Genomic DNA, 14,195 nt, shown 5'->3' on the forward strand with positions numbered 1-14,195 from the left:
AGGATTTTGACGTCATCCATTTGTCAGACAGACGTTAACAAAATAGCCTTCTACGCTTATAAAGACCGCCCTCAAAGGCGCGTGCTAGAGCTTCTGGTACGTCCGTGCCGCAAAAATTCGTGGAAGCTTTGCCTATGATCGATCTCGCATCCTGGAACCTCAGCGTTCCCGTCGGTAACCCGCCGTACACCGTTGAAACGGCCAAACTGGTGAATGGGTTCAAGGATCAATACTTCCACTCCGACACCGGCACCCTGTTTTTCTGGGCCCCGGTAACCGGCACAAAAACCGAAAACGCGAAATATCCGCGCACCGAACTACGGGAAACCTACAGCAACGGCACCCTGAAAAACTGGTACTACCCGGACGCCGACAATTCCCTGCGCGCCACCCTGGCGGTGAACCAGGTGCCGAGTTCCGGCAAAATCGTCATCGGCCAGATCCACGCCTACAAAAGCCAGAAACCCATGGTGAAGGTCGAGTATCAGTACAAGACCACCACCAAGACCGGCAACATCGTCGCCAAAGTGCGCATGCACCCCGATGACGACGAAGGCCGGGTAATCACCATCGCCACCGGCGTGAAACTGGATCAGGAGTTCTCCTACCTCATCCACCTCAGCCCTGGCGGTGCGCTGGGCATCAGTGCCGCGGGTTATCAGTGGGACACCAACATCAGCGCCACGTGGCGGGTCAAACCGCTGTACTTCAAGGCCGGGGTGTATGTGCAGGACAACACCGGGTACACCAGTGAAGGCGGTAAAGTGACATTTAGCAAACTGGATATTGATCACGATAAGTGATGTGAATCACGGCTGAACCTGTGGGAGCGAGCCTGCTCGCGATGGCGGAGTGTCATTCAACGTTGAAGTCGCCTGGCACCCCGCCATCGCGAGCAGGCTCACTCCTACAATGACCGCATTCAACCAAGAGTCATCGCCCATAAAAAAACCCGCCTCTCGGCGGGTTTTTTGTGCAATTCAAACGCTGAAGGCTTAGTTAACCTTGGCGTTCAACTCACCTTTCAGATAACGCTGATACATCCCTTCCAGCGAAATCGCTTTGATTTTCGAAGCGTTGCCGGCAGTACCGAAAGCTTCGTAGCGAGCGATACACACGTCACGCATCGCAGTGACGGTCGCGCCGAAGAACTTACGCGGGTCGAATTCACTCGGGTTGGTGGCCATCAGGCGACGCATCGCACCGGTGGATGCCAGACGCAGGTCAGTGTCGATGTTGACCTTGCGCACGCCGTGCTTGATGCCTTCGACGATTTCTTCAACCGGTACGCCGTAGGTTTCTTTGATGTCGCCGCCGTACTGGTTGATGATCGCCAGCCACTCTTGCGGAACCGAAGACGAACCGTGCATTACCAGGTGGGTGTTCGGGATGCGTTTGTGGATTTCTTTGATGCGGTCGATGGCCAGCACGTCGCCGGTAGGCGGCTTGGTGAACTTGTACGCGCCGTGGCTGGTGCCGATGGCGATGGCCAGGGCGTCGACTTGAGTGCGTTTGACGAAGTCGGCAGCTTCTTCCGGGTCGGTCAGCATCTGGCTGTGATCCAGAACGCCTTCAGCGCCGATGCCATCTTCTTCACCGGCCATGCCGGTTTCCAGCGAACCCAGGCAGCCCAGCTCGCCTTCTACCGAAACGCCGCAGGCGTGAGCCATGGCAACGGTTTGTTGGGTAACACGGACGTTGTAGTCGTAGTCGGTCGGCGTCTTGCCGTCTTCGCCCAGGGAGCCGTCCATCATGACCGAGCTGAAGCCCAGCTGGATGGAGCGCTGGCAGACGTCAGGGCTGGTGCCGTGGTCCTGGTGCATGCACACCGGGATGTGCGGGAATTCTTCGATGGCGGCCAGGATCAGGTGACGCAGGAACGGTGCGCCGGCGTATTTGCGAGCACCGGCCGACGCCTGGACGATCACCGGGGAGTCAGTCTTGTCAGCGGCTTCCATGATGGCGCGCATCTGCTCAAGGTTGTTGACGTTGAAGGCTGGAACGCCGTAGCCGAACTCGGCTGCGTGGTCCAGCATCTGGCGCATGCTGATAAGTGCCATTGTGTGTGTCTCTCCCGGTTTGGGTCGTTAATCGTGCCAGCCTGCCGGAGCGGCGGCGGCTATTCAAGTTATTGCAGATCGGGGGTCAGCCCGGCCTGCGAATTCGGTATTACGCTACTGACCTGCACATCCCCCTGTAGGAGCCGGCTTGCCGGCGATGGCGTCCGCGAAGACACCACACGCCTCAAGGGCCTCATCGCTGGCAAGCCAGCTCCTACAGAAGTTGCGTCGGCCGTTGTTATTCGGCTTTACAACCGCGGCCGATCAAATCGTTGGTGGCGACCCAGTAAACCAGGCCTTCCTCACCTTTTATGTGAAACGCCAGCATGTCGTTGCTGTACAGCGAACCTTCGGCGCCCGGCTCAAGCTTCAGGCGATAGACCTGATCGGCCCCGCCGAGGCGCACGTCGACGGCCTTGTGGCTGTCGTCAGTGTAGCGCCAGACCACTTTGGCCTGGCTGTCGCAGGTCCAGGTGGCCCAGCTGTCCGTCGATTGGGCCGGCTTGAACAGGTCAAAATTCGAGCAACCTGCCAGCAGCACCAGCGCCGTAATGGCGATAAAACCTTTCATCCGTGTTCCTCGACTGACGGCGCACGCTGCCAGCCCTGAGTAAGGAGTCAGACCCGTCAAGGACAACCATGTTCCTTGGCGGGGGTCTGTGTTTCGTATTTGTCCAGGCCATCAGGCCCGGAACGCTTGTTGAGCACCGGGTTGGTTTCCGCTTGCCAGTCAGCCTGGTAGCAGCTTTTTTGCACCGATTGCGGCGCAGGTTCCGGTGCGGCCTTCGGGTTACTCCCGCAAGCCGCCAGTGAACCGGCGACGATCAACAACGCTAGCGTCTTGACCATCTGAACACTCCTTTGCCTGGTCAAATCAGCGACCTCAGGCCTTGGCCCGACTTTCCAGGACTTCTACGGCCGGCAACACTTTGCCTTCGACGAATTCGAGGAATGCGCCGCCGCCGGTAGAAATGTAGGAGATCTGATCCGCAACGCCATATTTATCAATGGCCGCCAGGGTGTCACCGCCGCCCGCGATGGAGAATGCCGAGCTTTCGGCGATGGCCTGGGCCAAGACTTTGGTGCCGTTACCGAACTGGTCGAATTCGAACACGCCGACCGGGCCGTTCCACAGGATGGTCTTGGACGACTTCAGCAACTCGGCGAAATTCGCCGCGGTCTGTGGGCCGATGTCCAGGATCATGTCGTCTGCCGCAACGTCGGCGATCAGCTTGACGGTCGCAGCGGCGCTTTCAGCGAATTCCTTGGCGACCACCACGTCGACCGGCAGCGGCACGCTGACTTTGGCGGCGATGGCGCGAGCGGTGTCCAGCAGGTCTGGTTCGTACAGGGACTTGCCGACCGGGTGACCGGCTGCGGCCAGGAAGGTGTTGGCAATGCCGCCGCCAACGATCAGTTGGTTGCAGATCTGGCTCAGGCTGTTCAGTACGTCGAGCTTGGTCGACACCTTGGAACCGGCAACGATGGCAGCCATTGGTTGAGCTGGAGCGCCCAGGGCTTTGCCCAGTGCGTCCAGTTCAGCGGCCAGCAACGGGCCCGCGGCCGCGACTTTGGCGAACTTGGCCACGCCGTGGGTCGAACCCTCGGCGCGGTGAGCGGTGCCGAAGGCGTCCATCACGAACACGTCGCACAGGGCGGCGTATTGCTGGGCCAGTTCGTCAGCGTTCTTTTTCTCGCCCTTGTTGAAGCGCACGTTTTCGAACAGCACGATGTCGCCGGCCTTGACGTCAACGCCGCCCAGGTAATCGGCAACCAGCGGCACTTCGCGGCCCAGGGCCTTGCTCAGGTAGTCAGCGACAGGCTTGAGGCTGTTCTCGGCCGAAAACTCGCCTTCAGTCGGACGGCCAAGGTGCGAGCAGACCATCACGGCCGCGCCTTTTTCCAGGGCCAGCTTGATGGTCGGCAGCGAGGCCAGGATTCGCGCATCGCTGGTGACAACACCGTCCTTGACTGGGACGTTGAGGTCTTCGCGGATCAATACGCGCTTACCTTGCAGATCGAGGTCGGACATCTTCAACACGGTCATGGGTCGCACTTCCTACGGTTTTTTTGAAGTTGCTGTTTGCAGATAGTGTTCTGCAACGTCCAGCATTCGGTTGGCAAAACCCCATTCGTTGTCGAACCAGGCCAGGATGTTCACCAGCCGTGGGCCGGAAACTCGGGTCTGACTGGCATCAACGATCGCCGAATGTGGGTCATGGTTGAAATCACAGCTTGCGTGGGGCAGCTCGGTGTAGGCCAGCAGGCCTTTGAGCGGGCCGCTGGTGGCAGCCTCGCGCAGAATCCGGTTGACCTCGGTGGCGTCGGTATCGCTCACGGTCTGCATCGTAATATCGAGGCAAGACACGTTCACTGTCGGCACCCGCACGGCTTTGGCCTGAATTCGCCCGGCAAGTTCCGGCAACAGGCGCTCGATGCCACGCGCCAGACCAGTGGACACCGGAATCACCGACTGAAACGCCGAACGCGTGCGGCGCAGGTCTTCGTGGTGATAGGCATCGATCACCGGCTGATCGTTCATCGCCGAGTGGATGGTGGTGATCGACACGTATTCCAGGCCGATGGCCTGATCCAGCAGGCGCAACAGCGGCACGCCGCAGTTGGTGGTGCAGGATGCGTTGGACACCAGCAGCTCGTCGCCGGTCAGGCAATCCTGGTTCACGCCGTAGACAATGGTGGCGTCGACATCCGCCTCGCTGGCCATCGGCTGGGAAAACAGCACGCGTGGCGCGCCGGCGTCGAGGAAACGCTGACCGTCTTCACGGGTGTGGTAAGCGCCGGAGCACTCCAGCACCAGATCGACGCCCAGGGACGCCCAATCGATGCCTTCGGGGGTGGCACTGCGCAGGACCTTCACGCAGTCGCCATTAATATGCAGACAATCGCCGTCGACCTTCACCTCGCCGGGAAAACGCCCGTGCGTGGAGTCGAAGCGTGTCAGGTATTCGATGCTGGCCATGTCGGCCAGATCGTTGATCGCGACAATTTCAAACCCGGCCGCCGAGCCTCGCTCAAACAACGCACGCAAGACGCAACGACCAATCCGGCCGTAGCCGTTGAGTGCAACTTTGTAGGGACGCGGTTGAGGCATGGGGTTCTCGATAATTCGCAGCCAGACGTCATTCTTATATTCAACACAACCCTTGTAGGAGCTGGCTTGCCAGCGATGACGTCATCAGCTTCAACATAAATGTTGCCTGACCGGGCGCCATCGCTGGCAAGCCAGCTCCTACAGGGGATTGCGGTGGTCATGAGACCACCGCGTCGTGCTTAGTCTTCCAGCAGCTCTTCAGCCTGACCCAGGATGTTTTCCAGGGTGAAGCCGAACTCTTCGAACAAGGCTGGCGCAGGCGCCGACTCGCCGTAGGTGGTCATGCCGATGACGCGACCTTCCAGGCCCACGTACTTGTACCAGTAGTCCGCGTGAGAGGCTTCGATGGCGATACGGGCGCTGACCTGCAACGGCAGGACCGCTTGCTTGTAGCCGGCGTCCTGGGCATCGAACACGCTGGTGCACGGCATCGAAACGACGCGCACTTTGCGACCCTGCTCGGTCAGCTTGTCATAAGCCTGAACCGCCAGGCCGACTTCGGAACCGGTGGCGATCAGGATCAGCTCAGGCTCGCCTGCACAGTCCTTCAACACGTAACCGCCACGGGAGATCTCTTCGATCTGAATCGCGTTGCGGGTTTGGTGCTGCAGGTTCTGACGCGAGAAGATCAAGGCCGAAGGACCGTCCTTGCGCTCCAGCGCGCACTTCCAGCTCACCGCCGATTCCACGGCGTCGGCAGGACGCCAGGTGTCGAGGTTTGGCGTGCAGCGCAGGCTGGCCAGTTGCTCGATAGGCTGGTGAGTCGGGCCGTCTTCGCCCAGACCGATGGAGTCGTGGGTGTAGACGTGGATCACGCGCTGCTTCATCAAGGCCGACATGCGCACAGCGTTGCGGGCGTATTCCATGAACATCAGGAAGGTCGCGCCGTAAGGCACCAGGCCGCCGTGCAAGGCAACGCCGTTCATGATGGCGGTCATGCCGAACTCGCGTACGCCGTAGTACATGTAGTTGCCGCTGGCGTCTTCAGCCGTGACGCCTTTGCAGCCTTTCCACAGGGTCAGGTTGGAACCGGCCAGGTCAGCGGAGCCGCCGAGGAACTCAGGCAGCAGCGGGCCGAACGCGTTGAGAGCGTTCTGGCTGGCTTTACGGCTGGCGATGGTTTCGCCTTTGGCAGCGACTTCAGCGATATAAGCATCGGCTTTTTCGGTGAAGTCGGCCGGCAGATCACCGCTCAGACGACGAATCAGTTCGTTCGCTTCGGTCGGGAAAGCGGCGGAGTAGGCAGCGAAACGCTGGTCCCACTCGGCTTCGGCAGCGCGGCCGGCTTCCTTGGCGTCCCACTCGGCGTAGATGTCGGCCGGGATTTCGAACGGACCGTGGTTCCACTTCAACGCAGTACGGGTCAGTGCGATTTCCGCGTCACCCAATGGGGCGCCGTGGCAGTCTTCTTTACCTTGCTTGTTCGGCGAACCGAAACCGATGGTGGTCTTGCAGCAGATCAGGGTTGGCTGCGCGCTTTTGCGAGCGGTCTCGATGGCGATCTTGATCTCTTCAGGATCATGACCGTCGACGTTGCGGATCACCTGCCAGTTGTAGGCTTCGAAACGCTTCGGCGTGTCATCGGTGAACCAGCCTTCGACTTCGCCGTCGATGGAGATGCCGTTGTCATCGTAGAAGGCGATCAGCTTGCCCAGGCCCAAAGTACCGGCGAGCGAGCCGACTTCGTGGGAAATGCCTTCCATCATGCAGCCATCACCCAGGAACACGTAGGTGTGGTGGTCAACGATGTTGTGGCCCGGACGGTTGAACTGCGCCGCCAGGACTTTTTCAGCCAGGGCAAAACCCACGGCGTTGGCCAGACCCTGGCCCAGTGGACCGGTGGTGGTTTCAACGCCCGGGGTGTAGCCGAGCTCCGGGTGACCCGGGGTGCGGCTGTGCAGTTGACGGAATTGCTTCAGGTCATCGATCGACAGGTCGTAGCCGGTCAGGTGCAGCAGCGAGTAGATCAGCATCGAGCCGTGGCCGTTGGACAGCACGAAGCGGTCACGGTCGGCGAACGATGGATTGCTCGGGTTGTGCTTCAGGTAGTCACGCCAAAGTACTTCGGCGATATCCGCCATACCCATCGGGGCACCGGGATGGCCGCTGTTGGCTTTTTGCACGGCATCCATGCTGAGGGCACGAATGGCGTTGGCACGCTCACGACGGCTGGGCATCGCTGATCTCCTAGGGTTTGAATAAAACGAAACGGAAAAAAGGCGAGCATTTTCCCTCACAGGCATGCCTCGCGGCAATGACAGATAGTCATCTGAAGGCGTTTTTCCAATGGATAAAGACGGTTTCGGCTGGTGAAACCTTTCTGCTATTCGTTTGTAGAGCGGAACAAGTCATCAGAAGTGCCACCCATCGAGCAATATCAAAACTTTTTGATATTGCTCTTGCGGTACTTTCTGACCGTCACTAGACTGCTGGCCCTATGAATTTACGCGTGCCTTCCATTCAACATGACGAGTGCGATGAGCTGGCGGCCCTGTGCAAGGCCGGTGGCGATCCTCTGCGGCTGAATGTATTGCGCGCGCTGGCCAACGATTCGTTTGGCGTGCTGGAACTGGCGCAGATCTTCGGTATCGGCCAGTCGGGCATGAGTCATCACCTCAAGGTACTGGCCCAGGCCGACCTGGTGGCGACACGCCGTGAAGGCAACGCGATTTTCTACCGTCGCGCCCTGCCCCACACCGACCTGCTTGGCGGCAAGTTGCACGCCGCGCTGCTCGAAGAAGTGGACAACCTGACCCTGCCTGCCGATGTGCAGTCGCGGATCGGTCAGGTCCACGGGCAACGCGCAGCGGCCAGCCAAGACTTTTTCTCACGGGTCGCGGAGAAGTTTCGCGCCCAGCAAGACCTGATTGCCGGCCTGCCGCAGTACCGCGAAAGCGTGGTGGCCTTGCTCGACAAACTGAGCTTCAGTGAAGGCGCCACGGCCATAGAAGTCGGCCCTGGCGACGGTGCTTTTCTGCCGGAACTGGCGCGCCGTTTCACTCACGTCACCGCGCTGGACAACAGCCAGGCGATGCTCGAACTGGCGCGACAGGTCTGCGAACGTGAAACGCTGGCTAACGTCAGCCTGCAACTGGCCGATGCATTGAATGGCGTAAGCCTCAAGGCCGATTGCGTTGTACTGAACATGGTGCTGCACCACTTTGCCGCGCCGGCCGATGCGCTCAAGCACATGGCCAAATTGCTGCAACCGGGCGGTAGCCTGCTTGTGACAGAGTTATGTAGCCACAACCAGAGTTGGGCCAGGGAGGCCTGCGGTGATCTCTGGTTGGGGTTTGAACAGGACGATCTGGCCCGTTGGGCCACCGCTGCGGGACTCGTTCCCGGGGAAAGCCTCTATGTAGGCTTACGTAATGGTTTCCAGATTCAGGTCCGCCACTTTCAGCGGCCAACTGGCGACACTCACCATCGGTAAATTCAGGAAAAAATCGAGATGAGCGAATACTCCCTCTTCACCTCCGAGTCCGTGTCTGAAGGGCATCCGGACAAAATCGCCGACCAGATTTCCGATGCGGTGCTGGACGCCATCATTGCTGAAGACAAGTTCGCCCGTGTGGCGTGCGAAACGCTGGTAAAAACCGGCGTGGCAATCATCGCAGGTGAAGTCACCACGTCGGCCTGGGTCGACCTGGAAGAAATCGTGCGTAACGTCATTCTGGACATCGGCTACAACAGCTCCGATGTCGGCTTCGACGGCGCCACTTGCGGTGTGATGAACATCATCGGCAAGCAGTCCCCTGACATCAACCAGGGCGTTGACCGTGCCAAGCCTGAAGATCAGGGCGCCGGCGACCAGGGCCTGATGTTCGGCTACGCCAGCAACGAAACCGACGTGCTGATGCCAGCACCGATCACCTTCTCGCATCAGCTGGTTCAACGCCAGGCCGAAGCCCGTAAATCCGGCCTGCTGCCTTGGCTGCGCCCGGACGCCAAGTCGCAAGTGACTTGCCGTTACGAAGGCGGCAAGGTTGTCGGTATCGACGCTGTTGTACTGTCGACCCAGCACAACCCCGAAGTGTCGTACAAAGACCTGCGCGAAGGCGTGATGGAGCTGATCGTCAAGCACGTGCTGCCTGCCGAACTGCTGACCAAAGACACCCAGTTCCACATCAACCCGACTGGCCAGTTCATCATTGGCGGCCCAGTGGGTGACTGCGGTCTGACCGGTCGCAAGATCATCGTCGACAGCTACGGCGGCATGGCCCGTCACGGCGGCGGCGCGTTCTCCGGTAAAGATCCATCGAAGGTTGACCGTTCCGCGGCCTACGCCGGTCGTTACGTGGCGAAGAACATCGTCGCTGCCGGCCTGGCCGAGCGTTGCGAGATTCAGGTTTCCTACGCGATCGGTGTTGCCCAGCCGACTTCGATCTCGTTGAACACCTTCGGCACCGGCAAAATCAGCGACGACAAAATCGTCAAACTGGTTCGCGAAGTGTTCGACCTGCGTCCATACGCAATCACCACCATGCTTGACCTGCTGCACCCGATGTACCAGGAAACCGCAGCGTACGGCCACTTCGGTCGCACCCCGGCGACCAAGACCGTGGGCGAAGACACCTTCACCACGTTCACCTGGGAAAAAACCGACCGCGCCGACGACCTGCGTTCGGCTGCCGGCCTGTAAGACCTCCCCGGCGGTACCAAAAGCCCTGCACGGTTCGCCGTGCGGGGCTTTTTATTGTCTTGCCTTTGAGACCGAGTCGCCCCCATCGCGAGCAGGCTCGCTCCTACATTGGAATGCATTTCCCTGTAGGAGCGAGCCTGCTCGCGAAGAGGCCAGCCCAGTCCCCCGGAAACACCAGGCAAAACACCCACCGCCCCTGCCAGCAAATACTGACTAGCCTTCAAGCACTCCCCTTGAGCAAGGACGCTCACGATGCTTCTGCGCCTGTTTTCTGTTTTTTTTCTGAGCTTTTTTTGCCTCACTACAACCGCAGCCGACTGCCCCGACTGGCCACCCGACAGGGCTCTGGAAGAAATCACCACCCTGCAAAAACAAATCGACACCTGGGATGACAGTTATCACCGCCATGGCCGCTCGCTGGTTGCCGACGAACTTTACGATCAAGCCCTCGCTCGCCTCACCGAATGGCGCAGTTGCTTTGACTTGGGCCTGACGCCCGAACCATTACGCACGGCTGGCGGCAAAATTGCCCACCCCATTGCCCACACAGGCCTGGAAAAAGTGCGAGATGGTCGTGCAGCCGAAACCTGGATACGCGATCGCAAGGACCTCTGGGTACAACCCAAAGTCGATGGTGTGGCGGTGACGCTGATTTACCGCAAGGGCGCACTGCACCAGGCAATCAGTCGCGGCGACGGAATAAACGGGCAAGACTGGACGGCCTCGGCGCGACTGATCCCCGCCATCCCCCGGCAACTGTCGCAACCGCTGGACCTGCTGGTGCAAGGCGAACTCTATTGGCGACTGGCCGACCATGTGCAAGTCAAGGCCGGAAGCCTCAATGCCCGCGCCACCGTGGCCGGCTTGATGGCGCGCAAGGAACTCAACCCTGAGCAGGCCACCGGCATTGGCCTGTTTATCTGGGACTGGCCACAAGGCCCGGCCGGTTTGCCTGCTCGCATCGCCGCTCTGGATGAGCTGGGTTTGCCGAGCATCGCGCCTTACAGTCAGCCGGTACAGACGTTTGCCGATGCCGAACGCTGGCGCGATCACTGGTACCGCTCGCCCCTGCCCTTTGCCAGTGACGGTGTGGTCCTGCGCCAGAGCCAACGGCCTTCGGCCGAGCGTTGGCAGGCAAAAACACCGTACTGGGCCGTCGCCTGGAAATACCCCTTTGTCCAGGCGTTGGCCGAAGTACGCAAAGTCGACTTCAAGGTCGGTCGCACCGGACGGATCACACCCGTGCTGGACTTGAAACCGGTGACGCTCGATGACCGGCAGATCAAGCGTGTCAGCGTCAGCTCACTGCGGCGCTGGGAGGAGCTGGACATCCGCCCCGGTGATCAGGTGTCAATCAGCCTCGCGGGGCTGACCATTCCCCGGCTCGACGGCGTCGTATTACGCGCCGCCGAACGCCCAGCCTTGAACGCGCCGCTGGCAACCGACTTTCATCATTTGAGTTGTTGGCAACCGACGCCAGGCTGTGAAAGCCAGTTTCTCGCGCGACTGACCTGGCTCAGTGGCAAGCAAGGGTTGGCCATGCCTCATGTCGGCCCGGGAACGTGGGAGAAACTTTTCGAAACAGGCCACCTGAACGGCCTGCTGGATTGGTTGACCCTCGATGCTCAAGAGCTTGCTAACATTAACGGCTTCGGCGAGCGCAGCAGTACTCGTCTTCTAAACAGTTTCAACAGTGCCCGCCAACGCCCTTTTGCTCGTTGGCTCAAAGCCCTGGGTTTACCACCGACCGGCCAGGCAAACCTCGCCGACTCCTGGCAGGAACTGGCACAACGAAACACCGAACAATGGCAGGCCGAAGCCGGCATCGGCCCGGGACGCGCGGCGCAATTGAGCGCATTTTTCCGCGACCCGCAGGTCCTGGCCTTGAGCGACACATTACGTGCGGCGGGGATCGACGGTTTTTAGCAACCGCAGATGCTCGCCCGCCCGGGAACCCAAAGAGGCCGACGAGCTCAAACGCCCATCGCCCTATCGACCCGATTGCACCTGCACATGGAGCTTTTATGAAATTTCTTTCACCGCTCGCCCTGCTGACCCTTTGCAGCGTGATGGCCGCGCCACTGATGGCCGTCGAAGAGGCCCCGGGGCTGACCGGTTGTGCCGCCAAGAAACAGGGCATCATCAACCAGATCGAACTGGCCAAATCTCATGGCAACGCCGAACAGCAGGCAGGCCTGGAAACGGCACTGAGCGAAGTCACTGCGCATTGCACCGACGCTTCGCTGAAGAAGGAGCGGGAAAACAAGGTCCTCGACGCCAAGCATGAAGTCAGCCAGCGCCAGGCCGACCTCGACAAAGCCATGAAGAAAGGCGACCCGGAGAAGATCAACAAGCGCAAAGACAAACTGGCCGAGTCGCGCAAAGAGCTACAAGACGCGCTCGACGAGCTGGATAAATAAGAAAAGGTAAAGTCAGGAATTTGTAGCGTTCTTCAGGGAGCTTCGCGAGCAGGCTCGCTCCCACAGGTGAATGCATTCCAATGTGGGAGCGAGCCTGCTCGCGAAAGCGTCAGCAAGAGCGCTGCAAATCAATGATCCCGAAACTCTTTATGGCACGCACTGCAGGCATCTTCGACCTTCTGCACCGCCGGCCCCAGGTTGCTGGCCTTGTATGGCTGAACCTTGCTGGCAATCACCAATTCACCGGTGGCGGCTTCAAGGGTGCGGGCCATTTCCTGAAAGCGTGCCTGTTTCTGCCAAACGTCGCCCTTGGCGCTGGTGTGATCTTCCTCGCGCACCTGCGGAAAATGCTTCCACGGTTCCTGGGACAACGCATCGAGTTTCACCGCGCCGTCAGCGAATTTCGGGCCGTCGAATGGAATGCGGCCGCGCAACATGCCACCCAGATCTTCGCCGGTCTTGAGCATTTGTTTGAAGATTGCCTTGCGCTGGCCCAATGGAGAATTCGGATCGACACCGCCGCACGCGGACAAGGTCAGGCAGGCCAGCAATACAACGGAAAGTCTTTTAAGAGTCATGGTGGCTTCAGGTCACGGGAAACGGCGGCCAGTATCCTCGCGTCATCGGCAAAGACCAATAGCCCTATTATCAATACGGGTTGTTTGAGCGCATGGAGCACTCAGGCAACCGACAAAGGAATTACTCCATGAACAGCCGTTTCAAGGCATGGCGTCACCGCCTCGCCTGGACCCTCCCGATGGTGGCCGTGCTCGCAGGCTGCACCGGCGGTGACAACAACAAACCCAAGACCCACGCGCTGGCGACTTATTCCAGCGCCACCTGGGAAGCCTTGCCGACGGTGTCCGATAACGACCTGGTCGCCGGTTTCGGTTCATGGCGCAGCGCCTGCACCCGACTCAAGGCCGACCCGATCTGGGGCTCGACCTGTGCCGCTGCCAGCACCGTGCCGCAAACCGCCAGTGACATTCGCGGCTTCCTCAAACAGAACCTCGACGTCTACGGCCTGCGCGCCGCCAACGACAATCCCAACGGCTTGATCACCGGTTACTACGAGCCGGTCTACCCCGGCAGCCTGACCCAAACTGCCGTGGCGAACATCCCGGTGTATGGGGTTCCAGAGGACATGATCATCGTCTCTCTGGACAGCATCTACCCGGAGCTCAAAGGCAAACGCCTGCGCGGACGGCTCGAAGGTCGCGTGCTCAAGCCTTACGACGATGCAGCAACCATCGAAACCAAAGGGGTCAAGGCGCCGGTCGTGGCGTGGCTGACCGACCCGATGAACCTGCAATTCCTGCAAATCCAGGGTTCCGGTCGCATTCAGCTCGACGATGGTCGCCAGTTGCGCATTGCGTATGCCGACCAGAACGGCCATCCGTATCGCCCCATCGGCCGCTGGCTGGTAGAGCAAGGCGAACTGAAGAAAGAAGACGTGACCATGGGCGCAATCAGCGACTGGGCCAAGGCCAATCCGGCGCGCATTCCGGAACTGCTCGGCAGTAACCCGAGCTATGTGTTCTTCACCCGCAACCCGGACAGCAATGAAGGCCCTCGCGGCTCGCTGAACGTACCGCTGACGGCGGGTTACAGCGCGGCAGTGGATCGCAAAGTGATTCCGCTGGGCAGCCTGTTATGGTTATCCACAACGCGGCCGGACGGCACTGCACTGGTTCGTCCGGTGGCAGCTCAAGACACTGGCGGCGCGATTGCCGGCGAAGTCCGTGCGGATTTGTTCTGGGGTACCGGCGAAGCGGCGGGGCAACTGGCTGGCGACATGAAGCAGCAGGGGCAGATCTGGATGCTTTGGCCCAAAGGCGCGGCCTTGCCGCAAGTGCCTCAGGTGGCTGATGCGGTTAAAGCCAACCCTTAATTACTGTGGCGGCAGATAGATAGCTTTCGCGGGCAAGCCTCGCTCCTACAAGGATTGCTGTCGATCACAC

Annotated in this window: 13 protein-coding genes; 6 read left to right on the forward strand and 7 right to left on the reverse strand. The window is 60.0% G+C overall.

Annotated features, from left to right (window positions below):
• The first annotated feature begins 134 nt into the window (after window positions 1-134).
• Window positions 135-803: a polysaccharide lyase family 7 protein gene (locus tag KGB24_RS18430; RefSeq protein WP_223414043.1), complete on the forward strand. Its 669-nt coding sequence runs from the start codon at window positions 135-137 to the stop codon at window positions 801-803.
• A gap of 192 nt (window positions 804-995) precedes the next feature.
• On the opposite strand, the gene fba is transcribed toward KGB24_RS18430, so the two are convergent.
• The 6 genes from fba to tkt form a co-directional block, all read right to left on the reverse strand.
• Window positions 996-2,060: a class II fructose-bisphosphate aldolase gene (fba, locus tag KGB24_RS18435; protein WP_007981624.1), complete on the reverse strand. Its 1,065-nt coding sequence runs from the start codon at window positions 2,058-2,060 to the stop codon at window positions 996-998.
• Between the two features lie 238 nt (window positions 2,061-2,298).
• A complete protein-coding gene (locus tag KGB24_RS18440; protein ID WP_008045002.1) occupies window positions 2,299-2,631 on the reverse strand; it encodes an MliC family protein in 333 nt (110 codons plus the stop codon).
• Window positions 2,632-2,687: 56 nt separating this feature from the next.
• A complete protein-coding gene (locus KGB24_RS18445; protein ID WP_008033291.1) occupies window positions 2,688-2,909 on the reverse strand; it encodes a hypothetical protein in 222 nt (73 codons plus the stop codon).
• 34 nt (window positions 2,910-2,943) lie between these two features.
• A complete protein-coding gene (locus KGB24_RS18450; protein ID WP_223414042.1) occupies window positions 2,944-4,107 on the reverse strand; it encodes a phosphoglycerate kinase in 1,164 nt (387 codons plus the stop codon).
• Between the two features lie 12 nt (window positions 4,108-4,119).
• Window positions 4,120-5,172, reverse strand: coding sequence for an erythrose-4-phosphate dehydrogenase (gene epd, locus KGB24_RS18455; protein ID WP_008033294.1), 1,053 nt, complete (start codon window positions 5,170-5,172; stop codon window positions 4,120-4,122).
• A 179-nt stretch (window positions 5,173-5,351) separates the two neighbouring features.
• Window positions 5,352-7,349: a transketolase gene (tkt, locus tag KGB24_RS18460; RefSeq protein WP_223414041.1), complete on the reverse strand. Its 1,998-nt coding sequence runs from the start codon at window positions 7,347-7,349 to the stop codon at window positions 5,352-5,354.
• Window positions 7,350-7,609: 260 nt separating this feature from the next.
• On the opposite strand from tkt, the gene KGB24_RS18465 reads away from it, so the two are divergent.
• From KGB24_RS18465 to KGB24_RS18480, 4 genes are all read left to right on the forward strand, one after another.
• Entirely contained in the window at window positions 7,610-8,605 is a 996-nt protein-coding gene (locus KGB24_RS18465) for an ArsR/SmtB family transcription factor (protein ID WP_008033297.1), read from the forward strand.
• A gap of 18 nt (window positions 8,606-8,623) precedes the next feature.
• Entirely contained in the window at window positions 8,624-9,814 is a 1,191-nt protein-coding gene (gene metK / locus KGB24_RS18470; protein ID WP_008033298.1) for a methionine adenosyltransferase, read from the forward strand.
• 252 nt (window positions 9,815-10,066) lie between these two features.
• Complete coding sequence (ligB, locus tag KGB24_RS18475; protein WP_223414040.1) at window positions 10,067-11,740, forward strand: NAD-dependent DNA ligase LigB; 1,674 nt, start codon at window positions 10,067-10,069, stop codon at window positions 11,738-11,740.
• A gap of 98 nt (window positions 11,741-11,838) precedes the next feature.
• Window positions 11,839-12,234: a DUF1090 domain-containing protein gene (locus tag KGB24_RS18480; RefSeq protein WP_223414039.1), complete on the forward strand. Its 396-nt coding sequence runs from the start codon at window positions 11,839-11,841 to the stop codon at window positions 12,232-12,234.
• Window positions 12,235-12,362: 128 nt separating this feature from the next.
• Here KGB24_RS18480 and KGB24_RS18485 read toward each other — a convergent pair whose 3' ends face one another.
• Entirely contained in the window at window positions 12,363-12,812 is a 450-nt protein-coding gene (locus KGB24_RS18485) for a c-type cytochrome (protein ID WP_008033302.1), read from the reverse strand.
• 128 nt (window positions 12,813-12,940) lie between these two features.
• Between KGB24_RS18485 and KGB24_RS18490 the strand changes: the two genes are divergently transcribed.
• Entirely contained in the window at window positions 12,941-14,125 is a 1,185-nt protein-coding gene (locus KGB24_RS18490) for a murein transglycosylase A (RefSeq protein ID WP_223414037.1), read from the forward strand.
• The last annotated feature ends 70 nt before the right edge of the window (window positions 14,126-14,195 follow it).

It is taken from the genome of Pseudomonas sp. BF-RE-25, assembly GCF_019956105.1.
GTDB lineage: Bacteria > Pseudomonadota > Gammaproteobacteria > Pseudomonadales > Pseudomonadaceae > Aquipseudomonas > Aquipseudomonas migulae.

Coding starts and splice junctions, on each gene's coding strand:
- KGB24_RS18440 (WP_008045002.1), bottom strand. CDS start 2,631: ATGAAAGGTTTTATCGCCATTACGGCGCTGGTGCTGCTGGCAGGTTGC.
- KGB24_RS18430 (WP_223414043.1), top strand. CDS start 135: ATGATCGATCTCGCATCCTGGAACCTCAGCGTTCCCGTCGGTAACCCG.
- tkt (WP_223414041.1), bottom strand. CDS start 7,349: ATGCCCAGCCGTCGTGAGCGTGCCAACGCCATTCGTGCCCTCAGCATG.
- KGB24_RS18465 (WP_008033297.1), top strand. CDS start 7,610: ATGAATTTACGCGTGCCTTCCATTCAACATGACGAGTGCGATGAGCTG.
- KGB24_RS18445 (WP_008033291.1), bottom strand. CDS start 2,909: ATGGTCAAGACGCTAGCGTTGTTGATCGTCGCCGGTTCACTGGCGGCT.
- epd (WP_008033294.1), bottom strand. CDS start 5,172: ATGCCTCAACCGCGTCCCTACAAAGTTGCACTCAACGGCTACGGCCGG.
- KGB24_RS18490 (WP_223414037.1), top strand. CDS start 12,941: ATGAACAGCCGTTTCAAGGCATGGCGTCACCGCCTCGCCTGGACCCTC.
- ligB (WP_223414040.1), top strand. CDS start 10,067: ATGCTTCTGCGCCTGTTTTCTGTTTTTTTTCTGAGCTTTTTTTGCCTC.
- metK (WP_008033298.1), top strand. CDS start 8,624: ATGAGCGAATACTCCCTCTTCACCTCCGAGTCCGTGTCTGAAGGGCAT.
- fba (WP_007981624.1), bottom strand. CDS start 2,060: ATGGCACTTATCAGCATGCGCCAGATGCTGGACCACGCAGCCGAGTTC.
- KGB24_RS18450 (WP_223414042.1), bottom strand. CDS start 4,107: ATGACCGTGTTGAAGATGTCCGACCTCGATCTGCAAGGTAAGCGCGTA.
- KGB24_RS18480 (WP_223414039.1), top strand. CDS start 11,839: ATGAAATTTCTTTCACCGCTCGCCCTGCTGACCCTTTGCAGCGTGATG.
- KGB24_RS18485 (WP_008033302.1), bottom strand. CDS start 12,812: ATGACTCTTAAAAGACTTTCCGTTGTATTGCTGGCCTGCCTGACCTTG.